The organism is Aliiroseovarius sp. CAU 1755 (assembly GCF_054482655.1).
Map to the genome: position 1 here is coordinate 921944 of NZ_JBTLRH010000001.1, position 22362 is coordinate 944305.

Sequence of the window (22362 nt, forward strand, 5' to 3'; positions counted from 1 at the left end):
GGGCGGAGCCTAAAGAATAAATGCCGGATGTAAAGGGAGGCGCAACAGCCACACTAGAACCACTGCCCCGGCTCCATCAGACCCAGATCCAGCAACTGCTTGGAGGTCCAGTCAAACTCGACCGAGTTGTGCCATTTAAAGGTCGGAATGTCGAAGGTCGACCCGGCATTTGATTTCAAGGCCTTGGCAGTGCGGAAGCTGGCAATCGCGACAGTGATGTTGTTGTGCCAGGGACAGGCGAAGGTGTTATATTCTTCGTCGTTGAACGTGTGGTTCGGGCGCAGCCGCAACCCCTTTTTGGCCCGAAACAACGCGATGCGGTCGATTTTGCGCCGGGCGGCGGGAATGTGTTCTTCGAACCGCCAGCGCAAGCCACCGAAGAAATCCAGCTGTCGTTCACGCGGTTCGCCCTGTTCGTCCATCCGACCAAGCGCGTAGTAGCCTGACTTGTCCATCAGGGCGTGGTCCAGCGACACCGCATCGGGGTGTTGGCCCAGATCGTCCGCATACAGGTCCACCACATAGGCCAGAACCGCGTCGCGTCGTTCCTCGTTCTGGAACGCCAAAAGCTCTCCGATGGATCGTGTTTCGCAGAAGGGATGAAACAGGTATTCCGCGTTGAAACCATAGTAGAGCCATATGCCGGGGGCGGCCTCGATGATCGTGTTGACCGCGTGTTCCAACGCCCCTTCGCGCGACAGATCATAGGGAATACGATGCAGCGTCTGCTCCAACGCTTCGGGCAGTTCCAGAGCGTCCGGTGCGAACAGAAGAACTTCGGCAAACCCGGCATTCTGATGGTGGGTGATGGTGCTGTCCACTGCGACCAGATCTTCGACGAAGATCATCGCAACCGGCCCCTTGGTCAATGCCGCGGTGCCGGTCTTCAGGAAATCTGTCAGGCCTTGATAACGCATCAGTCACTTTCTTGGGGCGCAGGTTTCTGCAGCATCTGCGCCAAAATGCTATGAATTCAAGGCCTTTTGCAAGCGTTGCGAGGCGAACTTCTTTCCTGTAGGACACGAGGCCTGATCCAAAGCCTTGTCCAATGGGAACTGCGCGTCATGTCCGACCCGAAAAAACTGTTCATTCGCACCTATGGTTGTCAGATGAATGTCTATGACAGCGAACGCATGGCCGAAGCGCTGGGCGCGGGAGGATATGTGGAAACGGACACGCCGGATGATGCGGACATGATCCTGCTGAACACCTGTCACATTCGCGAAAAAGCGGCTGAGAAAGTGTATTCGGAACTTGGCCGCTTCAAGGGTCTAAAGGCGGACAACCCCGATCTGAAAATCGGCGTGGCGGGTTGTGTCGCACAGGCCGAGGGTGAAGAGATCATGCGCCGCCAGCCGCTTGTCGATCTAGTGGTCGGCCCGCAGACATATCACCGCCTGCCACAGATGATGGAGCAGGTGGCGAAGGGGGAAAAGGCGCTCGATACCGACTTCCCCGAAGAAGACAAATTTGAACATTTGCCCAAGCGTCCGGGTGCGCAAAAGGCGACCCGCAACCCGTCGGCCTTCCTGACTGTTCAGGAAGGTTGCGACAAGTTCTGCGCCTTCTGCGTGGTGCCCTACACCCGTGGGGCCGAGGTCAGCCGCCCGGCAGACCGTATCCTCCGCGAAGCCCGTGATCTGGTCGAACGGGGTGTGCGCGAAATCACCCTGCTGGGGCAAAACGTCAACGCCTATCACGGCGCGGGCGAGGGGGGTGACTGGTCGCTGGCGCGTCTGATTTGGGCGCTGAACGATGTCGATGGGTTGGAGCGCATCCGCTTCACTACCTCGCACCCCAACGACATGACCGATGATCTGATCGAAGCGCATGGCACCTGCGAAAAACTGATGCCTTATCTGCACTTGCCGGTGCAGTCTGGGTCCGACAAAATCCTGAAACGGATGAACCGCAGCCACACAGCCGATGACTATTTGCGCGTGATCGAACGCATCCGCGCCGCGCGACCTGATATCCTTCTGTCGGGCGATTTCATCGTGGGCTTCCCGGAAGAGGATGATCAGGATTTCGAGGACACGATGGCCCTGATCCGCGAAGTGAATTACGGGCAAGCCTACAGCTTCAAATACTCGACCCGTCCGGGCACCCCGGCGGCCGAACGCGCGCTGGTGGATGATGCGGTCGCGACCGAACGTTTGCACCGTTTGCAGGCGCTGCTGACCGAGCAACAACACGCAGCCCAACAGGGCATGGTCGGCAAGGAAGTCGGCGTTCTGTTTGAAAAGCAAGGCCGCCTTGAGGGGCAGATGGTGGGCAAGTCTGACCACCTGCACGCCGTCCACGTCACCGCGCCGCATATCAAGACCGGAGAGCTGCGTCAGGTGAGAATCATCGAAAGCAGCACGAACTCCTTGGCCGGTGTTCTGGTCGATTGATCGCTCTACCCAATGGCGAAGTCACGCCTGAGTTTGCCACAATCTGTGAGAAAAGTCCTGTATTGGTGGGTAAATACCAACAATCGCAGGCGATTAGTTCTTTTTTAGGTAAACCGAAACTATTAGCGTGGCACAAATTGAAAAACGTGCCAGCTGGTGTCTGTCGTATCGCCTCCCTACCAGAAAGTGGGAAAGAACAGATCAGGCCAAGCGGGTGTAGAAATGGTAGGGACCATGTTGGTCAAATGGATGGACTGGGCGGGGTTTTGGCGTATTGCTGCGATATGCGCCGCGTTTTCAGTTGCGGCCCCGGTTGCGATGGCCCAGCAAAGGGTTGAGGTCACAGGTGCGATCGAATGGGGTGTGTGGATCGACCCGGATGGATGCATGCACTGGTGGTCTGACGGTCTGGAAGAGGGTTATATGGTCACCCGCCTTCATCCGAAGACCGGAAAGCCCTATTGCCTGCGCCAGAACACGTGTCTGGTCGAAGCTTCAGATACGCTGTTCGCAACGAACAGCGCGCGCCTGACGTCGCCCGCACGCCAGAGGCTGGCAGAGTTCTTTGCCCGCGACAATTCGTTTTCCTATGCGATTTATGGTCATACGGACAGTCGCGGGTCGGACCGCCAGAACCTGCGATTGTCCGAACGCCGCGCCGAAGCCGTGGCCGCTATCGCACGTCAAAACGGATCGGTCGTCGACCGTTTGGCTGGTCTGGGGGAAAGCCAACCCATCGTCCCAAACTCATCTGCGGCCAATATGCAGAAGAACCGCCGTGTCGAGGTGGTTTGTTACAGGCTACCGGAGTGAGCATATGACCAAACCATTCATCAGCGCAGCACTGCTTCTGGGGCTTGCCGCATGCGGTCCGGGGGCAACGACGACCCTTCAGGGGCAATCGGGCATCCCGGTGATCGCACGCGCCACCGACACCGCCACCAGCAACAAAGACACCTTGCAAAGTCGTAACTTCGCCATTGCCGTGTTGCCTGACGGGTGCCAGGCGTGGCTGGGTGACAATGGGATCGAAGGTTACGCCGACAACCGGTATGACCCGGTCACCGGGCTTCCTGTCTGTTCGAACCGTTTGCCACGCGGCGCCGTGATCGGTGACCCGCGCCAGACCGGCCTTCGCGACCTGAAGCCTTGATCCAGCAAGCGCGTGACCGACGGCAAAACGCCGCCTGTTGCGCTGGTCCGGATGGCGCGCTTCATTTGGGAAACATGACAATTGCGGATGAGGGCTTGCGCCCGCCCCATTGTCTTGGCACCATCATCCCATAGGACCTGACCAGGAGACCCGTATTGGGATTTGAAGACCTGACTGCAGCCCCGGACGCTCAAACTGCACCTGAAGCGCTGCTTGAATTTCCCGACAACCGCCTTTTGATTGATTTGTGCGGTGAATTTGATCGCAACCTGACCCACATTGAAAGCCACCTTGGCGTGCAGATTTTGCGGCGCGGCAATCAGCTTGTCGTTATCGGCGAACCCGATGCGCGCGAAAAGGCGTGCGAGGTGCTGCGCGCGATCTATGAGCGGTTGGAGGCAGGCAAAACCGTGGAGGCAGGTGATATCGACGGCGAAATCCGTATGGGCGCCTCGGACCAGGGCACGGGCACACGTGACGGCGACCAGATGGAGATGTTCAAGGGCGGCCCGGTCGAAATCAAGACCCGCAAGAAAACGGTTGAACCCCGCACTGACGCCCAGCGCGCTTATGTCCTGAGCCTGTTTCAGAAAGAGCTTGCCTTTGGTATCGGACCCGCCGGCACTGGCAAGACCTATCTGGCCGTCGCCGTTGGTGTGAACATGTTTCTGGGGGGGCATGTGGACCGGCTTGTGCTGAGCCGCCCCGCGGTCGAGGCGGGCGAAAAACTCGGATACCTTCCGGGCGACATGAAAGACAAGGTCGATCCCTACATGCAGCCGCTTTACGATGCGCTGAACGACTTTTTGCCCGGCAAACAGGTCGCCAAGCTGATCGAGGAAAAACGGATCGAGATTGCGCCTCTGGCGTTCATGCGCGGGCGCACGTTGTCAAATGCGTTCGTGGTTCTGGACGAAGCCCAGAACGCGACCACGATGCAGATGAAAATGTTTCTGACCCGCCTGGGCGAGGGGTCGCGGATGGTGATCACGGGCGACCGCAGTCAGGTGGATTTGCCGCGCGGCGTGGACAGCGGATTGCGTGACGCCGAAGGGCTGCTCAAGGGGATCGACCAGATCGCGTTCAACTATTTCACCTCGAAAGACGTGGTGCGCCACCCGCTCGTGGCCAAGATCATCGAGGCCTATGATGACGCGGACCAGAAAGCGCTGGTCCGTGCGTCGAAAAATGGCCGCCGCGACAGCTGACATGCAGGTGGATCTGATCATTGAAGACGACCGCTGGAAGGCGGTTGATCTTGACGCCTTGGCTCATCGGGCCGCGCAAGCAACGCAGGCGCATCTTGCGCTTGCCCCTCTTGACGCGGGCCTTGAGGTAAGTTTGCTGGCCTGCGACGACACGCGTATTGCCACCCTGAATGGCGATTTTCGCGGCAAGCAGCAGGCGACGAATGTGCTGTCATGGCCATCAGAAGACCGTGCCGCAGCCGTTCATGGCGGCCCACCGACACCCCCAACCGATCCCGAACTGGGCGATATCGCAATTGCCTATGACACCTGCCAGCGCGAAGCAGAGACGCAAGGCAAGGACTTTCCGGTCCATGTGACTCATCTTTTGGTGCATGGAATGCTGCATCTGTTGGGTTATGATCACATAAATGACAAAGATGCGGCCCTGATGGAGGGGTTGGAGGTTGAAATCCTTGGCAAGATGGGCATTTGCAACCCATATGAAGATTAACCTGCGCTAATTTGCGCGTTTACGGAAAAAGGGACGATGGGCGACACGACAGACGGCTCTTCTGAAGCAGCGCAAAGCGCGCAGAGTGAGACCGAGACCGAGACAGGGACCGAGACCGAAAGTGGAAGGACTGGCTTTTTTGGCCGTATCATTGGGGCACTTAGCCCTGCGGATGCGGGCGGCGAGCCACCACCGGAAGCCGTCATAGTTTCGAATGGCGCGACGCAATCCGTTACTCCCGGCATGATGAACCTGCGGCGCATGCGCGTCGAGGATGTGATGATCCCGAAATCGGAGATCGTCTCAATCCCCGTAGAAATCCAGAAAGACGAGTTGGTCGAGGTGTTTCGAGACAGCGGACTGTCGCGCTTGCCGGTGTTCAATGGCACGCTCGACACACCCATCGGGCTTGTTCACCTAAAAGATGTGGCGCTGACCCACGGGTTCAACGGTAAGGCCGGGGCCAAGCCTGCGCGCTTTGCATTGCGCGATTTGATCCGTCCCCTTCTGTTTGCGCCGCCCTCGATGCCGATCGGCGTCTTGTTGCAAAAAATGCAAACCGAACGCACGCATATGGCGCTGGTGATCGACGAATATGGCGGTGTGGATGGCTTGGTTACGATCGAGGATCTGATCGAACAGGTGATCGGCGAGATTGAGGACGAGCACGACCTCGAAGAAGGGGCGCTGTGGATTGAGGAAAAGCCGGGTTGCTATCTGGCCGAGGCAAAGACGCCGCTTGATGAATTCGAGGCCGAGCTTGGGATGCGACTGCACGGCGATGACATCGACGATGAAGAGATCGAGACGCTGGGCGGCTTGGTCTTCGTCCTGCTGGGGCACGTGCCCGCACGCGGCGAGGTCATATCGCTGCCGGAAGGCCCCGAGATCGAAGTGGTCGATGCGGACCCGCGCCGGATCAAACGGTTGCGCGTGCGTGTGTCGGGGCAAACTGGCGCCGTCGCCAGAAACACGGATGATTGACAGCCTGAGCCGCGCCATAGGCAGGCCAGTCGGTCTTTTTCTTCTATCCTGCTTTTGCGGCTTGGTCGCGGCGCTGGGTCAGGCGCCGTTCGGCCTGTGGTTTTTCACCATTCTTGGTCTGGCGTTGGGATACCTGATTTGGTCGCGTGTCGCGACAACGCGCTTGGCTGCCGTGTCGGGCTGGGGGTTGGGCACAGGATATTTTGCGCTGACGCTTGTCTGGCTTGTGAACCCCTTTCTGGTGGAACCAGAGGTCCACGGCTGGATGGCGCCCTTTGCCTTGATCGGCATGGCCGCAGGTCTGGGACTTTTCTGGGCGTTTGCGGCGGCCGCTACACACTGGGGTCTGTGCAAGGCAGGGCAGGGCGGCTGGATCGCATGGCCCGCGTGGCTTTTCGTCGCAGAACTTTTTCGGGGTGTGATCTTCACCGGCTTTCCTTGGGGGGGCCCGGGGCTGGTCTGGATCGACACACCGATCGCGCAGCTTGCCGCATGGGTCGGGGTAAGCGGGCTTAGCTTCTTGACAGCGCTACTGGCGGCGGCGCTGGTCGCTGTCCCGCAGTCTGCGTCACGGGTGCGCGATGTGGGTGTCCTGTTGGTGGTCGTCTCGTTGGCGGTGCTCATCGGACTTGGTCGGGCAGGGGCGCAATTGCCCGACACCCGACCGGGCATCGTGCGGCTGATCCAGCCCAACGCGGCGCAGCATCTGAAGTGGGATCCCGACCACGCGCCCGGGTTCGTCCAACGCCAGCTTGACCTGACGGCCTCTGCGCCGGTGGGGCTTGCTCCGGACCTGGTGATCTGGCCAGAGACCTCTGTGCCTTACCTGATGGGCCAGTCGGACGGGTTGTTCGAAGTTATCTCGGACGCTGCGCGGGGCGCCTCTGTGGTGATGGGGCTGCAGCGCGGTGAGGCGCTGAGATACTATAATTCGCTGGCGCATCTGGACCGGGAGGGCAAGGTCGCCGCCGTCTATGACAAGCACCATCTTGTCCCATTTGGTGAATACGTGCCCTTTGGGGATGCGTTCCTGAAGGTCGGGATCGGCGCCTTCGCCTCGCAGCTGGGGCAAGGGTATTCTGCCGGGCCGGGACCGGCGCTTCTGGATCTGGGGCCCTTGGGCAAAGTGCTGCCGCTGATTTGCTACGAGGCAATTTTTCCACGCGATATCCGCAATGCGCCGGGGCGGCCGGATTGGATGTTGCAGATCACCAATGACGCTTGGTTCGGCAGTTTTTCAGGGCCGCAACAACACTTCGTTCAAGCCCGGTTCCGCGCGATTGAGTTTGGCCTGCCTTTGGTGCGGGTGGCCAATACCGGGATCAGCGCGGTGGTGGATGCGCGGGGTCGTGTGCAAACCCAATTGCCGCTTGGACAGGCCGGGTTTCTGGACGCCGCTTTGCCCGGTGCGCTTGCTGAAACAGTTTATGCACGCTTCAGCGATGTTCCCTTTTCGGCGTTTCTGCTAAGCCTCGCGCTTGTATCACTTTTAAGCCGAAGGCGAAAATCGCATTGACCCCGGTCTTGTATCGCTGATACGCCGGGACATCACCGCCACAACGGCTTCCTGACGTGGCGGGTTGCAACCAACGGAGCATTTCATGACTCGCAAGAACCACGTATTTACCTCGGAATCCGTTTCCGAAGGCCACCCGGACAAAGTCTGTGACCGCATCTCGGATGCTGTGCTTGACGCCTTTTTGGCCGAAGACCCGCACGCCCGCGTTGGCTGCGAAACCTTTGCCACCACAGACCGTGTCGTGATTGGGGGCGAAGTACGTGGTCCTCAGGCCGTGCTTGACCGGGTCGAGGATATCGCGCGTGCCTGCGTGAAGGACATTGGCTATACGCAGGAAGGTTTCCATTGGGAAACCATGGATGTATCGAATTTTCTGCACGCCCAGTCTGTGGATATCGCACAAGGGGTGGATGCATCTGAAAACAAAGACGAAGGCGCAGGTGATCAGGGGATCATGTTCGGATATGCGACCGTCGAAACCGATGCGTTGATGCCCGCGCCCTTGCAATACAGCCACGCCATTTTGCGCCGCCTGGCCGAAGTGCGCAAAGATGGGACCGAGGGCTGGATGGGCCCTGACGCCAAATCTCAGCTGTCTGTCCGGTATGAAAACGACCTGCCGGTCGAAGTGACATCGCTTGTGCTGTCGACCCAGCACCTGGACGACACCATGACCCCGGATGATGTGCGCGCCGCTATTGAACCCTACATCCGTGATACGCTTCCCGATGGGTGGCTGACGGAAAACACGGCGTGGCACGTGAACCCCACGGGCAAATTCGTCATCGGTGGCCCGGACGGAGATGCTGGTCTGACAGGCCGCAAGATCATCGTGGACACCTATGGCGGTGCGGCCCCGCATGGCGGCGGCGCGTTTTCGGGAAAAGACCCCACCAAGGTGGACCGTTCGGCCGCTTATGCCGCGCGGTATCTGGCGAAGAACATCGTAGCCGCCGGTATGGCGAAGCGCTGCACCTTGCAACTGTCCTATGCCATCGGGGTGGCGCATCCCTTGTCTATTTTGGTCGACACGCACCGCACCGGCGAGGTGGACGAGTCAGAAATCGAAAAGGCGATCGGCAAGGTGATGGATCTAACACCCCGCGGCATCCGCGAACACCTTCAGCTGAACAAGCCGATTTTTGAACGCACCGCTGCCTATGGTCACTTTGGCCGTGCACCGGACGCAGATGGTGGCTTCAGCTGGGAAAAAACCGATCTGGTGGACGCTCTGACAAAGGCCGTCTAGGCCGGTTTCCCATCACAAACCCACACCAAAAGGGCGGCCCGTTACTTGACGAGGCCGCCCTTTGCACGGCATAGGCGCGGCCATGACACAAGATGATGCTTCTAAAACCCATCACCGCTCGGGTGCGCCATGGCGCAATTTCTATGGCCGCCTGAAAGGCAAGCACCTGCGCGACAGCCAGCAAGGGTATCTCGAGGAAGACCTCGCCGCCCTTAGCCCCGGCGCGGTCGATTGGGAGGCGAACCCGGATCGCACACCGCTGGACCTTGAAGCCCTGTTCGGCGGCAGACCCGTTTGGCTGGAAACCGGCTTTGGTGGTGGCGAACATATGGTGCATCAGGCCGCGATGAACCCGGATGTCGGCATCATCGGATGCGAGCCGTATATCAACGGCGTCGCCATGCTGCTGGGGAAGATCCGCACGGCAGGGTGCGAGAATGTCGCGGTCCACCCCGGCGATGTGCGCGATCTGTTTGACGTTCTGCCAGATCAATCCATCGACAAAGCCTTTCTGCTTTATCCCGACCCGTGGCCCAAGAAAAAGCACCATCGCCGGCGCTTCGTGACGCCGGAATACCTTGAACCCTTCCACCGCGTGCTGAAACCGGGGGCCGAGTTCCGCGTGGCCACCGATATTCCCGACTATGTCCGGCAAACGCTGGAAGAGGTGCCGCGCGCCGGGTTCGAATGGCTGGGAGAACGCCCTTCGGATTGGCGCGCGCCGTGGAGCGACTGGATTTCGACCCGATACGAGCAAAAGGCGCTGCGCGAGGGGCGGACACCGCACTATCTGACATTCCGCAGGCTCTGACGCGGCGGGGTCTGGTTTCGCGCCAATGTCTGCGCTATCAGCATTCGCAGATTACAGGAGTAGACACATGTCCGGACACGGTCCCGCCATCCCCATGACCTCGCGCAAATCCGACCCGCTGAAAGGCGAGGCCCATGTGCCCGGCGATAAGTCGATCAGCCACCGGTCCTTGATCTTCGGGGCAATGTGCATCGGCGAAACCCACATTACGGGCCTGCTGGAAGGTGACGATGTGCTGGGCACCGCAGACGCCATGCGCGCTTTCGGGGCCGATGTAGAGCGGCTGGGCGACGGCGAATGGCGGGTGAACGGTGTGGGCGTTGGCGGATTTGCTGAACCCGAGGACGTGATTGATTGCGGCAACGCAGGCACAGGCGTGCGCTTGATCATGGGGGCGATGGCGACCCAGCCGATCACGGCGACTTTCACGGGTGATGCCTCTTTGCGATCGCGGCCGATGGGGCGTGTGACGGACCCCCTGGCGCTGTTTGGTGCGCAAAGTTTTGGACGCGACGGTGACCGGTTGCCGATGACCATTGTAGGCGCGCGCGACCCGGTTGCTGTGCGATATGTTACGCCGATGGCGTCCGCGCAGGTGAAGTCGGCCGTGCTGCTGGCTGGCCTGAACGTGCCCGGCAAAACCGTCGTGATCGAAAAGGAAGCCACCCGCGACCACACCGAACGGATGCTTGCGGGCTTCGGCGCGGACATCACGGTTGAGGAGACTGAGGAAGGCCACATGATTACGCTGACAGGCCAACCCGAACTGCGCCCGCAAACCATCACGGTTCCGCGCGATCCAAGTTCGGCGGCGTTTCCAGTTTGCGCGGCACTGATCGTGCCCGGATCGGACGTGCTGGTGCCCAATATCGGCCTGAACCCCACCCGTGCGGGTCTGTTTTATACGTTGCAGGACATGGGTGCGGACCTGACCTTTGAGAACGAACGCACCGAAGGCGGCGAACCCGTCGCTGACCTGCGCGCACGCTTCTCGCCCGACATGAAAGGGATCGTGGTTCCGCCAGAGCGGGCGGCCAGCATGATTGACGAATACCCCATCCTGTCAGTCGTCGCATCCTTCGCAACTGGCAAAACCGAAATGCCCGGCGTGCATGAATTGCGCGTGAAGGAAAGCGACCGGATCGACGCCATGGCCAAGGGGCTGCGCGCCGCTGGTGTGACCGTCGATGAAGGCGAGGATTGGTGGTCGGTCGAAGGCCTCGGCCCCGAAGGCGTTCCCGGCGGCGCGACTGTTGCCACCGTGCTGGACCACCGCATCGCGATGAGCTTTGCCTGCCTTGGGTTTGCGTCGAAAAAGCCCATCCATCTGGACGATGGCAGCCCCATCGCCACCAGCTTCCCGGTGTTTGAGCCATTGATGGCTGGTCTGGGCGCGCAGATCGTGCGCACGAACGCTTGAGTCTGCGGCTGGCATTCTGGCTCGCGTTTGCGGCGGCAACGGTGGTCTATCTCGCGATGGTTCTGTGGGCCTTGCCGATCATCTCGGGTGATGCGGGCGGGTTGATGCCATTCGACCTGCGCCCCTTTGGCTATACCACAGACGAGGCGCGGATGTTCCTGTCGGCTTTGGGCGATACAGGGCGGGCGCAGTATCTGGGGCCGCAGCACAAATTGGACACGCTCTATCCCGGACTCTTGGCACTGTCGCTGATCTTGGCGTATTTCCTTTTGTTTCCGCCGCGCTGGGCAATTGGGTTTGCGTCCATCGCCGCCTTGGGGGCGATCTTTGATTGGAACGAGAACTCCGCCGTTGCGGACCTGTTGCGGCTGGGCGTGGACCGCATCGATGAAGAGGTCGTTTCAATCGCCGCGCTTTTCACAATGCTCAAATCGGTCACAGTGACAGTCGCGCTTTCCATTTTTCTAGCAGGCGTGATGTTTGCGGTTTGGCAGCGCTGGAGGAGGCAAACAGGATGAAATTCACAGTCGCCATTGATGGCCCGGCTGCGGCGGGCAAAGGCACGATCTCGAAGGCCGTTGCGGCGCATTTCGGCTTTGCCCATCTGGATACAGGTCTATTGTATCGGGCGGTCGGGGCGAAGGTTCTGGCCGGCGGTGACCCGGTGGTCGCCGCCAAGTCGCTGACGGAACATGATCTGGGCGGCGATCTGCGCACCCAAGAGGTCGCACAGGCCGCAAGTCGCGTGGCCGTCTTGCCCGACGTGCGCGCCGCCCTTTATGCGTTCCAGCGCGATTTTGCGGCGCGTGACGGGGGCGCTGTTCTGGACGGACGCGACATCGGCACCGTCATTTGCCCCGAGGCTGAGGTGAAGCTGTTCGTGACCGCCTCGGCGCAAGTGCGGGCAGAAAGGCGGTTCGTGGAGCTGTCAGAAAAAGGGGCCGATGTGACACGCGATGCGGTGCTTGCCGATGTCAAAGCCCGCGACAAGCGCGACAGCGAACGCGCTGAAGCACCTTTGAAGCCGGCACGTGACGCCGTGATCATCGACACCACAGATCTGTCGATCGAAGATGCGGTCGCCAAAGCCGTCGCCGCAATTGACGCTTGCCGTTAGGTCATTTCATCCGTTTCTTCGCCTGTGGTTGATCTGCGATTTTGGGCGCTTACCTCTGGGTCGAACCGGGATGATCCGGGCTCGTCAAAAAGGCAGGACCCACATGCTAGATAAGCTGAACTGGCGCTATGCCACAAAGAAAATGGACCCGTCGAAAGTGGTCCCTGATGAAAAGCTGGACCAAATTCTGGAAGCCATCAGGCTGGCGCCGACCTCCAGCGGCACGCAGCCGTTTGAAGTGTTCGTCGTCACCAACCCGGAAAAACGCGCGGACATCCAGAAGGTCGCTTGGAACCAGGCGCAGATCACCGATGGCTCGCATCTTTTGGTGTTTGCCGCATGGGACACCTATACCGCAGACCGCATTGATGCGGTGGTTGACCAGATGAAAGACGAACGCGGCGGAGAGAACCCGCTTTTGTCGCAGTATTATGACAATCTGAAAGCCAACTACCTGCCCCGTGAAGACCGCACCAATTTCGAACATGCTGCCCGTCAGGCCTATATCGCGCTTGGGTTCGCATTGGCGGCAGCAGCCGAATTGGAAGTCGACAGCACACCCATGGAAGGGTTCGACTCCGAAAAGGTGGACGAAATCCTGGACCTCAAGTCACGTGGCTTGCGGTCGGTCGTTCTGTTGCCACTTGGATACCGCGATGAAAGCGGTGATTGGCTCTTGTCGCTTAAAAAGGTGCGTAAACCAGTAGAAAAGCTAATGACGCGGATCGACTAGGCTACAATTGGAGCAGGGGCGATCAATTCCGCGCATCCCCCTTGCTTTATTGGCAGAATCCCCGTATTCCCCGCCCCTGTCGACAAGGTGAAAACACTGCGATCACAGGGATACGAGCAGGGTCGGAGGCTCCGGCCCTCTTTGTATTGTGGTTAACCCGTTGACCAAATTGGAAAATCCAAGACCTGCGGAGACAACCGCACGGCCCGAATAACGACTTGTAAAGGAACAAATCGCATATGTGCGCTAAAGCAACCATGGAGGAATTCGAAGCCCTCCTGAACGAAAGCTTCGAAATGGACACCCCCGAAGAGGGTTCGGTTGTCAAAGGTAAGGTCATCGCCATCGAGGCCGGCCAAGCCATCATCGACGTAGGCTACAAGATGGAAGGCCGCGTCGACATTAAAGAATTCGCTAACCCCGGCGAAGCCCCTGAAATCGCAGTTGGTGACGAAGTAGAAGTCTTCCTTCGTTCCGCCGAAAACTCGCGTGGCGAAGCTGTTATCTCGCGTGAGATGGCCCGCCGCGAGGAAGCATGGGACCGTCTGGAAAAAGCATATGCCGACGACGCACGCGTCGAAGGTGCAATCTTCGGTCGCGTCAAAGGCGGCTTCACGGTCGATCTGGGCGGCGCTGTTGCGTTCCTGCCCGGCTCACAAGTTGACGTGCGCCCCGTGCGCGACGCTGGCCCACTGATGGGTCTGAAGCAGCCGTTCCAGATCCTGAAAATGGACCGTCGTCGTGGCAACATCGTTGTGTCGCGTCGTGCAATTCTGGAAGAATCGCGTGCCGAACAGCGTGCTGAAGTCATCGGTAATCTGACCGAGGGCCAAGCGGTTGACGGCGTCGTCAAGAACATCACCGAATACGGTGCGTTTGTTGACCTTGGCGGTGTTGACGGTCTGCTGCACGTTACCGACATGGCATGGCGCCGTGTGAACCATCCTTCGGAAATCCTGACGATCGGCGAAACCATCAAGGTTCAGGTCATCAAGATCAACAAGGAAACCCACCGCATCTCGCTTGGTATGAAGCAGCTGCAAGACGATCCGTGGGATCTGGTTGCTGGCAAATACCCGCTGGAAACAGTGCACACTGGTCGCGTGACCAACATCACCGACTACGGTGCGTTTGTAGAGCTTGAGCCGGGCGTCGAAGGTCTGGTGCACGTGTCTGAAATGTCGTGGACCAAGAAGAACGTTCACCCCGGCAAGATCGTTTCGACAAGCCAAGAAGTCGAAGTCATGGTGCTGGAAATCGATCAGGCGAAACGCCGTGTGTCGCTTGGCCTCAAGCAGACCATGCGCAACCCGTGGGAAGTGTTTGCAGAAACACACCCCGAGGGCACCGAGGTCGAAGGCGAAGTCAAGAACATCACCGAATTCGGCCTGTTCATTGGCCTCGACGGCGAAATCGACGGCATGGTTCACCTGTCCGACATCTCTTGGGACCAGCGTGGCGAAGAAGCCATCCAGGACTTCAAGAAGGGCGACATCGTCAAAGCTGTTGTCTCGGAAGTTGATACCGACAAAGAGCGTATCTCGCTGTCGATCAAAGCCCTGGACGGTGACCCCTTCGCAGACGCCATTGGCGGCGTGAAGCGCGGTTCGATCATCACTGTTGAAGTGACCTCGATCGAAGAAGGCGGCATCGAAGTCGAGTATGAAGGCATGAAATCCTTCATCCGTCGTTCGGACCTGTCGCGCGACCGTGCCGAGCAGCGCCCCGAGCGTTTCCAGGTTGGTGACAAGATGGACGTCCGCGTGACCAACGTGGACAGCAAATCGCGCCGTCTGGGCCTGTCGATCAAAGCACGCGAGATTGCCGAAGAAAAAGAAGCCGTTGCACAATACGGTTCCTCGGACTCGGGCGCCTCGTTGGGCGACATTCTGGGTGCAGCGCTGAAGCAAGACGACTAAGCTTTATCCACACAAGACAACAAGCGGCCTCGTGCGATGCACGGGGCCGTTTTTCTGTCTGCAGCGTGACGAATCACGCTGCCTTTGCGGCCACTGTTTTCGAAGGGTTGTTCAGCTCTGCCCCATTTCTTGGCCCACGAAGGTCGGAAAAACAGACCGAAATTGGACGTTTTGCGCCGATTTTTTTCCTCGTCTGCTGCAAAGCTTGTATCTCGATCGTGTGTTTGCTCCTATAGTTGGACGGAATAAGGATGCAAAATCCATTACATAGACCAATTTGGGGGGACCAAGATGATCCGGTCGGAACTGATCCAGAAGATCGCGGATGAAAACCCACACCTCTATCAGCGCGACGTCGAACGCATCGTCAACACCATCTTCGATGAGATCATCGAGGCCATGGCCCGCGGAGATCGGGTCGAACTGCGCGGCTTTGGCGCATTTTCCGTCAAGAAAAGGGATGCTCGTATCGGGCGTAATCCCCGGACGGGCGAGTCGGTTGAAGTTGAAGAAAAACACGTGCCGTTCTTCAAGACGGGCAAGCTTTTGCGGGACCGTCTTAACGGCAAGTAAGAGGTAGTCATGCGCTATATCCGTTACACCTTCTTGGCGGTCCTTGCGATCGCCCTGATGACCGTCGCCTTCGCAAACCGCGACACAGTAACATTGAACCTGCTGCCGCAGGAGCTTTCGGGGTTCTTGGGGTGGAGCTGGTCGATGACCCTTCCGCTGTTCGTCGTGATCTTCGCTGGCGTCATTGCCGGCGTTCTGATCGGCTTCATTTGGGAATGGTTCCGCGAACACAAGATCCGCGCCGAAGGTGCGCGCCATCGCCGCGAACGCGATCAGCTAGCCCGCGAAGTCAAAACCCTGCGCGAGCCAAAAGCCCGCACCGGGGATGATGTGCTGGCCCTGATCGACGACGCCAGCTGACTTTTCATGAGCGCAGTCGTGAAAATCTGTGGGCTGACGGAGCCTCGCCATGTTGTGGCTGCGGCTGCGGCGGGAGCGCGCTATCTGGGGTTCGTTTTCTTTCCCAAAAGCCCTCGAAATATCAGCGTGGCCGACGCGGCGCGTCTGCTGGAAGATGTGCCCATCGGCGTGGCTAAAGTTGCGCTGACGGTGAACGCCGATGACGCGTTGCTTGACCGGATCGTCGGTGAAACGACGGTGGACATGCTTCAGCTGCACGGTTCAGAAAGTCCCGAGCGGGTCGCGCAAGTGAAAGCCCGCTTCGGCCTGCCGGTTATGAAAGCCATTGGCATCGCCGGACCCGAAGATGTCGGGCAGATAGAGCTTTATGCCGGGGTGGCGGATCAATTGTTGATCGACGCCAAGGCCCCGAAAAGTGCGGACCTTCCCGGCGGCAACGGCATCAGCTTTGACTGGCGGCTGGTGCAGCGTAAATACTGGCCTTGCCCGTGGATGTTGGCTGGCGGGCTGACCCCGGAAAACGTTGCAGAGGCTGTCCGTTTGACAGGCGCAAAGCAAGTAGATGTTTCGTCAGGGGTTGAATCTGCGCCGGGGATCAAGGATGAGAAGTTGATCGCGGCGTTCTGTGCCGCTGCACATGCTGCCGCATAGGGGGAGTGAGCCCATGGCCGACGAACTTTTCAACAGCTTCATGAATGGCCCCAATGAAAAGGGCCGCTTTGGCGACTTTGGGGGACGGTTCGTGTCCGAAACGCTGATGCCGTTGATCCTTGATCTGGAAGCCGAATATGAGCACGCCAAGACCGACGACAGCTTCTGGGCCGAGATGGACCACCTCTGGACCCACTATGTCGGCCGCCCCAGTCCGCTCTATTTCGCTGAGGGTTTGACCCGGCATCTGGGTGGCGCAAAAGTGTATATGAAACGCGACGAGCTGAACCACACAGGCGCGCACAAGATCAACAATGTGCTGGGTCAGATCCTTCTGGCCCGTCGCATGGGCAAGACGCGGATTATTGCAGAAACGGGCGCAGGGCAGCATGGCGTCGCCACCGCAACCGTGTGTGCCAAATTTGGCTTGAAGTGCATCGTCTATATGGGTGCCCATGACGTTCAGCGACAAGCGCCGAATGTGTTCCGCATGCGCCTTCTCGGGGCCGAGGTGATCCCCGTCAGTTCGGGCCGCGGCACGCTGAAAGACGCGATGAACGACGCGCTGCGTGACTGGGTGACCAATGTGGCTGACACGTTTTATTGCATCGGCACCGCCGCTGGACCGCACCCCTATCCGGCCATGGTGCGCGATTTTCAGTCGATCATTGGAAAAGAAGCCAAAGCGCAGATGCAAGCTGCCGAAGGTCGCCTGCCTGATACGCTCATTGCCGCGATCGGTGGGGGGTCGAACGCAATCGGCCTGTTCCACCCGTTTCTGGACGACAAAACCGTTCGCATCATCGGCGTCGAGGCCGGCGGCAAAGGTGTGAACGAAAAGATGGAGCATTGCGCGTCCTTGACAGGCGGGCGTCCGGGCGTTCTGCACGGCAACCGCACGTTCCTGTTGCAAGATGATGACGGGCAAATCCTTGATGGCTATTCGATCTCGGCCGGATTGGATTATCCGGGTATCGGCCCAGAACACTCCTGGCTCCACGAAATCGGTCGGGCGGAATATGTCGCGATCACCGACAAAGAGGCGCTAGAGGCCTTCCAGTTGTGCTGCCAGACCGAAGGGATCATTCCCGCGCTGGAACCCAGCCACGCGCTGGCGCATGTGATGAAGATCGCCCCGGATCTGCCGAACGACCACATCATCTGCATGAACATGTGTGGGCGCGGCGACAAGGATATCTATACGGTCGCCAAGTATCTTGGCTTTGACATGTCGGACACCGAGGGTCGCGACGCGGACTGAGCCTGCTTAGTCCATCGCTGCCGCAATAGCGCGAAACATGTCGATATTGGCGGCGTGGACGCCGTCTTGACGAAAGCCCCGGTCGGCGCTGTTCACCGCGATCACCACGCCGTTGTCGCGGTCTATATAGATATACTGGCCGTATATTCCGCGCCCAAAGTATTCGCCTGCGGGCGCATCTGGCGCGATCCACCACTGGTATCCATATTGCTCGGCACCTGGCGCGGTCGCCGCAGAGGGGCGCGTTGACTGCGTGACCCAATCGGCAGGAACGATCTGGGTGTCATTCCATTCTCCGCTGCGCCGAAACATCTCTCCGAACCGGGCATAGTCACGGGTTGGCAGGTTCAGACCGCCCAGAACAAAGGCAACGCCGCCGCCATCAGTGATATAGACCGGGTCAGCTTCGAACCCCATCGGTTGCACCAAGTATTTCTGCATCAGATCGGGAATGGACTGCCCGGTCGCCCCTCGGAGCACCATTCCGATGATATGCGTGTCGATAGACACATATTGCCATGTCGCACCCGGGGGGGCGAAAGTTTCGCTTAGCCCGGCGGCGAACGCATCCATTGACTGGCCAAGCGCCAGAACCCGCCCCATGCGGTTGATGTCAGAATTAAAGTCCAGATAGTCTTCGTTAAACACCACGCCCGAGGACATGTTCAAGACATTGCGGATCGTCGCGCCTTCGTAGGCGCTGCCTTTCAGGGCCGGTGCATAGTTTTCGACGGGGTCATCAAGCGACGCAATCGCGCCCTGTTCCAAAACGATCCCGGTCAACGCCGACAAGAAGCTTTTCGCGACAGACCAGCTGATGCGGCGGTCATCGGGCGACGTATCAAGATAATAGCTTTCATGGCGCAGGGTTCCATCCTTCAACACCACCAAACCCGTGACAGCGCGGTCCTTGATCCAACCCTCTGTGCCCGCAGGTAGGACAAGTGGATCACCGGCAGGTAAGGGCGACACCTTCCCGCCGTCGCGCGCCATCGTAACGGTCAGAAAGGCCTGATCCATGTGCGAGAAGTTATGAACAATTTTCTCTTCTGAAAACAAAGAGTTCACGGTCAGCAACCTGCCGATTTCCTCCCGCTTCCAGAAGGCTGCGGCACCGACCAAAAGAGCGATGAACAGCGCAACCTGTAGCAGGCGCTTGAAAAACCGACGCATGTGACCTCCTGTTAGTTCAGGGTTAGGGTGCCGTCCAATCCACCCAACGTCCATGAAAATCGACGCGACCAAGCGTCAACTTCTGTCCCTCTGGCCATATCATCAGAGTGATTGCAGCCCCTGCGCCGCGTCGTTCGTCGGCTTCCATCGAAAGATGGGCGACCGGTCCGTGCTGTGACGCGGCTTTGATGGCCGCCGCGCAGCGCGCTTGCGTTTCGGGCGGAAAATACTGCCACGCGATCGTATGATAAACGAGCGTCAGGTGATCAGGTGCCGTGTGGCGCAACTGGGCCTCAAGCCATGGGGCTGCGTCACCGGCGTCAACTTCTGCGTCCAGTATCGCGATGGCGGCGCGGGTGCGGGCAAGCCGCTCTGGTTGGTCTGCCCAAAGATACGAGATCAGCCGAAGCGCATCATCGGGGTCATGCGCATTCATCGGCATCAGATCAACACCCCGCCGCCGCGTGATTTGCGGGCATGGCCCGGAAGGCGCATCACCGCGCCATTCAGGTGACAACGTCACAGCCGCGGTGTTTGGGCCAAGGCGCCCGTCGGGCAGATCAAGTGCAAACTGATCCCACATCAGGTTCAAGCCGGCGCTCGCCCCCAGTTCATACATATGTATCGGAAGCCCAAACCGCCCCGCCAAAAGATGCCCGGCCGCAATCAGAATCGCGGCGCGACGCACCTCGTTGGTTTGTGGCGGATTGTCCAGCCAGCGGTCCAGAAGCGCGGCGTGATCGGTCAACGCCACTTGAATCGCAGCCCAAAGGCTGGCGTCGTCGGGTGAAGGGTTCGGCGGATAGACCGCTTGCAACGCGGGGCAGGCGTCGATCAAGACCAGTGCGTGTAGCCCGGCCAAAAGGCGCAGCGGCACCGAATGCCCACGCGGTCCGATGTCACCCGACCAGTCAAACATCCGATCTGTCAGTGGCGTGCCGGGCTGGATGTTATCTGCCAGCAGGTCCAGCACGCGCGCGGTGAAAGGCGAGTCAAGATGCCTGTTGCTGCCCGCCTGGTGACGCAGCGCGTCACGTAGGCTCATGAAAACTTGTCCATCAGGCGTTGTAGTGGGCTGCGGGTTTCCTTGGGTTCGGCGTCCGCTTTTTGCTCGGAAGGCGACGCCGGTGCGGGATTGGCTTTGACGGCTTCGGTTTTCGGTTGCGACGTGGAAGAACGCGGCGGATTGATCCGCCGCCCGATGGCGTTCATGAACTTGCCACTGTCCCCTTCGACAAGATCCACCGCCCCGTCGGCACAGCCGCGCAACACGTCATCCAGCCAGCCTTCATCCGCCTTGGCGAAATCGCGCAGAACATAGGACGAGACCGCATTCTTGTTCCCCGGATGCCCGATGCCCATCCGCACGCGGGTATAGTCCGGCCCGATATGAGCGTGGATCGAGCGCAGACCGTTATGCCCGGCGTGCCCGCCGCCCTGCTTCACGCGCACCTTGCCGGGGGCCAGATCCAGTTCGTCATGGAATACGATAACGTCGTCAGAAGTCAGTTTGTAAAACCGCATCGCTTCGCCGACGGACTGGCCCGACAGGTTCATGAACGTCTCGGGTTTAAGCAACAGCACCTTCTGATTGCCAAGCAGACCCTCTGAAAAGGCGCCCTGAAATTTACCCCGCCAAGGCGCAAACCCGTGGTCATCCGCTATCCGGTCCAGCGCCATGAAACCAATATTGTGGCGATTCCCGGCGTATTTCGGGCCGGGGTTTCCAAGTCCCACAAAGATTTTCATCGGCAGGCCTTTCTACTGGACATTTCGACGGAACCCCGGACATTCTGGGGTCCGAACAAAATAGAGGTCCCCTTAACAGGTTGCAATCATTGCATCGCACGCCAGCAGAAGGAGGCTATTTTTGCCCCGGTTTCACATAGACGGAATAACTTTGCAGATCCCTCAACGCTGCCTCAACCCTGCAATTGAAGACGCGATTGGGCAGGGGCATTATGAAGGTAAGGAGTTGGCAGGGATAAAGCGGCACCTCAAGCCCGAAGACCGTGTGTTGGATCTGGGCGGGGGGGCCGGCTATCTAGCCGTGCAGGCTGCAAAGATTGTGGGTGCAGGCAATGTAACCACCGTCGAAGCCAACCCCGATATGGTGCGTTCAATTGGTCGAACCCTGGCGTTGAACGATGCGCTTGACCTAAGGGTGCTGCATGGGGCTGTCGTGGCGGACAGTTACAAGCAGGACACTGTCACCTTCGAAGCGAAGGCGGCATTTTGGGCGTCGTCCATCTCCAATGGTGCACCAGGTCAGAAATCAAAACTGGTGTCGGTTCCGGCCCTGAAACTGAGCGATCTGTTCGAGGCCTTCGACCCGAGCTTTGTCGTGATGGATGTCGAGGGCGCAGAGGTCGAACTGGCGCAACAAAGCTGGGCCAAGTCCGTGCGGTTTGTGATCATGGAAATCCATCCGCAGCTGTATGGTCCGCCTGATATTCAGCAAATTTTCGATGGAATGTCGCGGGCGGGGTTTACCTATATGCCGTGGGGGTCTCGCGGAAATGTTGTTGTCTTTCAGAGAGTTGCATCAGATTGAGTCACAAAAAAGCGGACCCCAAGGGGCCCGCTTACCAATCATCCAATCGGACGATCTTATTCTTCAGACTTCATTTCAGTCGCTTCGACTTCGTCTGCTGCGACCTCTTCAATCTCTTCTTCTTCGTCCTCATCAGCAGACCGCAGCGAGCTGGGCGCCGAAATGTTGGCGATTACGAAGTCACGATCAACGGTGACTTTCGCGCCTTTGGGAAGATCGACATCCGAGATGTGAATGACGTCGCCGACTTCGCGGCCCGTGAGGTCGACAACGATCTGATCGGGAATTTCACCCGCCATGACATTCAGTTCGACTTCCGGGCGCACAACGGTAAGAACGCCGCCTTTTTTCAAGCCAGGCGCTTCTTCTTCGTTGGTGAACTCAACGTGAATGAACAGGCTGATCCGCGTGTTGCGGTGCAGACGCATAAGGTCAAGGTGTGTCGGAAGGTCCTTTACCACGTCACGTTGAACGTTCCGGCAGATGACGCGGAAATCATCTGTGCCCTCAACCTTCAGGTTCCAAAGGGTCGAAAGGAAGCGGCCAGCTTTCAGCTTCTTCAGCAGCTCGTTGAAGGGGATGTTGATCGGCATCGGATCTACACCGCCACCATACACGATACCCGGTACCAAGCCTTCGCGGCGAGCTTGACGAGCGGCCCCCTTGCCTGTCCCCGTCCGTACCGTGGCGACTAGATCAGGAATCTGTTTTGCCATGGAAATTCTCCAGTTTGTTTGAGCGGGATTCCTCCAAGGGTGTAAGTCCCGCGGTTGAAGCCGTGCCTATAG

Annotated in this window: 24 protein-coding genes and 1 riboswitch; of the genes, 19 read left to right on the plus strand and 5 right to left on the minus strand. The window is 59.0% G+C overall.

Annotation, left to right across the window (positions count from 1 at the left end; translation table 11 throughout):
* Window positions 1-53: 53 nt before the first annotated feature.
* On the minus strand, window positions 54-917 hold the full coding sequence (locus tag ACXYMP_RS04555) for a hypothetical protein (RefSeq protein ID WP_458904611.1): 864 nt from the start codon (window positions 915-917) through the stop codon (window positions 54-56).
* Between the two features lie 147 nt (window positions 918-1064).
* Here ACXYMP_RS04555 and miaB point away from each other — a divergent pair, with 147 nt between their 5' ends.
* The 18 genes from miaB to trpB all read left to right on the plus strand — a co-directional run bounded on the left by miaB (window position 1065) and on the right by trpB (window position 17847).
* Window positions 1065-2396, plus strand: a complete 1332-nt coding sequence (gene miaB / locus ACXYMP_RS04560) for a tRNA (N6-isopentenyl adenosine(37)-C2)-methylthiotransferase MiaB (protein WP_298568189.1) — start codon at window positions 1065-1067, stop codon at window positions 2394-2396.
* Between the two features lie 234 nt (window positions 2397-2630).
* On the plus strand, window positions 2631-3209 hold the full coding sequence (locus ACXYMP_RS04565) for an OmpA family protein (protein ID WP_458904613.1): 579 nt from the start codon (window positions 2631-2633) through the stop codon (window positions 3207-3209).
* Window positions 3210-3213: 4 nt separating this feature from the next.
* On the plus strand, window positions 3214-3549 hold the full coding sequence (locus tag ACXYMP_RS04570) for a hypothetical protein (protein ID WP_458904615.1): 336 nt from the start codon (window positions 3214-3216) through the stop codon (window positions 3547-3549).
* A gap of 155 nt (window positions 3550-3704) precedes the next feature.
* Window positions 3705-4757 (plus strand): PhoH family protein, encoded by a 1053-nt coding sequence (locus ACXYMP_RS04575; protein WP_298568180.1) that lies wholly within the window; start codon window positions 3705-3707, stop codon window positions 4755-4757.
* A 1-nt stretch (window position 4758) separates the two neighbouring features.
* Window positions 4759-5250 carry an rRNA maturation RNase YbeY gene (gene ybeY / locus ACXYMP_RS04580; RefSeq protein ID WP_298568822.1) on the plus strand — a complete coding sequence of 164 codons (492 nt, stop codon included), beginning with the start codon at window positions 4759-4761 and terminating at the stop codon, window positions 5248-5250.
* 36 nt (window positions 5251-5286) lie between these two features.
* Complete coding sequence (locus ACXYMP_RS04585; protein WP_298568177.1) at window positions 5287-6234, plus strand: hemolysin family protein; 948 nt, start codon at window positions 5287-5289, stop codon at window positions 6232-6234.
* The gene (gene lnt / locus ACXYMP_RS04590) at window positions 6227-7750 is read left to right on the plus strand and encodes an apolipoprotein N-acyltransferase (protein WP_458904618.1); all 1524 of its coding nucleotides are present in this window, start codon (window positions 6227-6229) and stop codon (window positions 7748-7750) included. The genes ACXYMP_RS04585 and lnt overlap by 8 nt, the downstream gene beginning before the upstream one ends.
* Window positions 7751-7782: 32 nt before the next feature.
* Window positions 7783-7831, plus strand: a riboswitch (SAM-SAH riboswitch).
* A 4-nt stretch (window positions 7832-7835) separates the two neighbouring features.
* The gene (gene metK / locus ACXYMP_RS04595) at window positions 7836-9002 is read left to right on the plus strand and encodes a methionine adenosyltransferase (protein WP_298568172.1); all 1167 of its coding nucleotides are present in this window, start codon (window positions 7836-7838) and stop codon (window positions 9000-9002) included.
* An 82-nt stretch (window positions 9003-9084) separates the two neighbouring features.
* Window positions 9085-9813 (plus strand): tRNA (guanine(46)-N(7))-methyltransferase TrmB, encoded by a 729-nt coding sequence (gene trmB / locus ACXYMP_RS04600; RefSeq protein ID WP_298568169.1) that lies wholly within the window; start codon window positions 9085-9087, stop codon window positions 9811-9813.
* Between the two features lie 67 nt (window positions 9814-9880).
* On the plus strand, window positions 9881-11233 hold the full coding sequence (gene aroA / locus ACXYMP_RS04605; RefSeq protein WP_458904620.1) for a 3-phosphoshikimate 1-carboxyvinyltransferase: 1353 nt from the start codon (window positions 9881-9883) through the stop codon (window positions 11231-11233).
* The gene (locus tag ACXYMP_RS04610; protein ID WP_298568163.1) at window positions 11230-11751 is read left to right on the plus strand and encodes a hypothetical protein; all 522 of its coding nucleotides are present in this window, start codon (window positions 11230-11232) and stop codon (window positions 11749-11751) included. The genes aroA and ACXYMP_RS04610 overlap by 4 nt, the downstream gene beginning before the upstream one ends.
* Window positions 11748-12350, plus strand: coding sequence for a (d)CMP kinase (cmk, locus tag ACXYMP_RS04615; protein ID WP_458904621.1), 603 nt, complete (start codon window positions 11748-11750; stop codon window positions 12348-12350). Before ACXYMP_RS04610 ends, cmk begins: the two co-directional genes overlap by 4 nt.
* 103 nt (window positions 12351-12453) lie before the next feature.
* Window positions 12454-13083, plus strand: coding sequence for an NAD(P)H-dependent oxidoreductase (locus ACXYMP_RS04620; RefSeq protein ID WP_298568157.1), 630 nt, complete (start codon window positions 12454-12456; stop codon window positions 13081-13083).
* Between the two features lie 239 nt (window positions 13084-13322).
* Complete coding sequence (gene rpsA / locus ACXYMP_RS04625; RefSeq protein WP_298568154.1) at window positions 13323-15002, plus strand: 30S ribosomal protein S1; 1680 nt, start codon at window positions 13323-13325, stop codon at window positions 15000-15002.
* A 291-nt stretch (window positions 15003-15293) separates the two neighbouring features.
* Window positions 15294-15575, plus strand: a complete 282-nt coding sequence (gene ihfB, locus ACXYMP_RS04630; protein WP_298568151.1) for an integration host factor subunit beta — start codon at window positions 15294-15296, stop codon at window positions 15573-15575.
* A 9-nt stretch (window positions 15576-15584) separates the two neighbouring features.
* Entirely contained in the window at window positions 15585-15935 is a 351-nt protein-coding gene (locus tag ACXYMP_RS04635) for a LapA family protein (RefSeq protein WP_458904622.1), read from the plus strand.
* Window positions 15936-15941: 6 nt separating this feature from the next.
* Window positions 15942-16586, plus strand: a complete 645-nt coding sequence (locus tag ACXYMP_RS04640) for a phosphoribosylanthranilate isomerase (RefSeq protein WP_298568146.1) — start codon at window positions 15942-15944, stop codon at window positions 16584-16586.
* Window positions 16587-16599: 13 nt separating this feature from the next.
* The gene (trpB, locus tag ACXYMP_RS04645; RefSeq protein WP_298568143.1) at window positions 16600-17847 is read left to right on the plus strand and encodes a tryptophan synthase subunit beta; all 1248 of its coding nucleotides are present in this window, start codon (window positions 16600-16602) and stop codon (window positions 17845-17847) included.
* A gap of 6 nt (window positions 17848-17853) precedes the next feature.
* On the opposite strand, the gene ACXYMP_RS04650 is transcribed toward trpB, so the two are convergent.
* From ACXYMP_RS04650 to pth, 3 genes are read right to left on the minus strand one after another with little or no spacing between them, the layout of a single operon-like run.
* Window positions 17854-19020, minus strand: coding sequence for a serine hydrolase domain-containing protein (locus tag ACXYMP_RS04650; protein WP_298568141.1), 1167 nt, complete (start codon window positions 19018-19020; stop codon window positions 17854-17856).
* Window positions 19021-19042: 22 nt separating this feature from the next.
* On the minus strand, window positions 19043-20065 hold the full coding sequence (locus ACXYMP_RS04655; protein WP_458904623.1) for a DUF2332 domain-containing protein: 1023 nt from the start codon (window positions 20063-20065) through the stop codon (window positions 19043-19045).
* Window positions 20062-20769: an aminoacyl-tRNA hydrolase gene (gene pth / locus ACXYMP_RS04660; RefSeq protein WP_458904624.1), complete on the minus strand. Its 708-nt coding sequence runs from the start codon at window positions 20767-20769 to the stop codon at window positions 20062-20064. The genes ACXYMP_RS04655 and pth overlap by 4 nt, the downstream gene beginning before the upstream one ends.
* Before the next feature lie 151 nt (window positions 20770-20920).
* Here pth and ACXYMP_RS04665 point away from each other — a divergent pair, with 151 nt between their 5' ends.
* On the plus strand, window positions 20921-21574 hold the full coding sequence (locus tag ACXYMP_RS04665; RefSeq protein ID WP_458904625.1) for an FkbM family methyltransferase: 654 nt from the start codon (window positions 20921-20923) through the stop codon (window positions 21572-21574).
* Window positions 21575-21630: 56 nt separating this feature from the next.
* Here the strand turns inward: ACXYMP_RS04665 and ACXYMP_RS04670 are convergent, their stop codons facing one another.
* Window positions 21631-22290 carry a 50S ribosomal protein L25/general stress protein Ctc gene (locus ACXYMP_RS04670; RefSeq protein ID WP_458904626.1) on the minus strand — a complete coding sequence of 220 codons (660 nt, stop codon included), beginning with the start codon at window positions 22288-22290 and terminating at the stop codon, window positions 21631-21633.
* Window positions 22291-22362: the final 72 nt, after the last annotated feature.

Excerpts from the sequence above, each read along its gene's own strand:
- ACXYMP_RS04555 (WP_458904611.1), bottom strand. The coding sequence starts at position 917 with ATGCGTTATCAAGGCCTGACAGATTTCCTGAAGACCGGCACCGCGGCA.
- miaB (WP_298568189.1), top strand. The coding sequence starts at position 1,065 with ATGTCCGACCCGAAAAAACTGTTCATTCGCACCTATGGTTGTCAGATG.
- ACXYMP_RS04565 (WP_458904613.1), top strand. The coding sequence starts at position 2,631 with ATGTTGGTCAAATGGATGGACTGGGCGGGGTTTTGGCGTATTGCTGCG.
- ACXYMP_RS04570 (WP_458904615.1), top strand. The coding sequence starts at position 3,214 with ATGACCAAACCATTCATCAGCGCAGCACTGCTTCTGGGGCTTGCCGCA.
- ybeY (WP_298568822.1), top strand. The coding sequence starts at position 4,759 with ATGCAGGTGGATCTGATCATTGAAGACGACCGCTGGAAGGCGGTTGAT.
- ACXYMP_RS04585 (WP_298568177.1), top strand. The coding sequence starts at position 5,287 with ATGGGCGACACGACAGACGGCTCTTCTGAAGCAGCGCAAAGCGCGCAG.
- lnt (WP_458904618.1), top strand. The coding sequence starts at position 6,227 with ATGATTGACAGCCTGAGCCGCGCCATAGGCAGGCCAGTCGGTCTTTTT.
- metK (WP_298568172.1), top strand. The coding sequence starts at position 7,836 with ATGACTCGCAAGAACCACGTATTTACCTCGGAATCCGTTTCCGAAGGC.
- trmB (WP_298568169.1), top strand. The coding sequence starts at position 9,085 with ATGACACAAGATGATGCTTCTAAAACCCATCACCGCTCGGGTGCGCCA.
- aroA (WP_458904620.1), top strand. The coding sequence starts at position 9,881 with ATGTCCGGACACGGTCCCGCCATCCCCATGACCTCGCGCAAATCCGAC.
- cmk (WP_458904621.1), top strand. The coding sequence starts at position 11,748 with ATGAAATTCACAGTCGCCATTGATGGCCCGGCTGCGGCGGGCAAAGGC.
- ACXYMP_RS04620 (WP_298568157.1), top strand. The coding sequence starts at position 12,454 with ATGCTAGATAAGCTGAACTGGCGCTATGCCACAAAGAAAATGGACCCG.
- rpsA (WP_298568154.1), top strand. The coding sequence starts at position 13,323 with ATGTGCGCTAAAGCAACCATGGAGGAATTCGAAGCCCTCCTGAACGAA.
- ihfB (WP_298568151.1), top strand. The coding sequence starts at position 15,294 with ATGATCCGGTCGGAACTGATCCAGAAGATCGCGGATGAAAACCCACAC.
- ACXYMP_RS04635 (WP_458904622.1), top strand. The coding sequence starts at position 15,585 with ATGCGCTATATCCGTTACACCTTCTTGGCGGTCCTTGCGATCGCCCTG.
- ACXYMP_RS04640 (WP_298568146.1), top strand. The coding sequence starts at position 15,942 with ATGAGCGCAGTCGTGAAAATCTGTGGGCTGACGGAGCCTCGCCATGTT.
- trpB (WP_298568143.1), top strand. The coding sequence starts at position 16,600 with ATGGCCGACGAACTTTTCAACAGCTTCATGAATGGCCCCAATGAAAAG.
- ACXYMP_RS04650 (WP_298568141.1), bottom strand. The coding sequence starts at position 19,020 with ATGCGTCGGTTTTTCAAGCGCCTGCTACAGGTTGCGCTGTTCATCGCT.
- ACXYMP_RS04655 (WP_458904623.1), bottom strand. The coding sequence starts at position 20,065 with ATGAGCCTACGTGACGCGCTGCGTCACCAGGCGGGCAGCAACAGGCAT.
- pth (WP_458904624.1), bottom strand. The coding sequence starts at position 20,769 with ATGAAAATCTTTGTGGGACTTGGAAACCCCGGCCCGAAATACGCCGGG.
- ACXYMP_RS04670 (WP_458904626.1), bottom strand. The coding sequence starts at position 22,290 with ATGGCAAAACAGATTCCTGATCTAGTCGCCACGGTACGGACGGGGACA.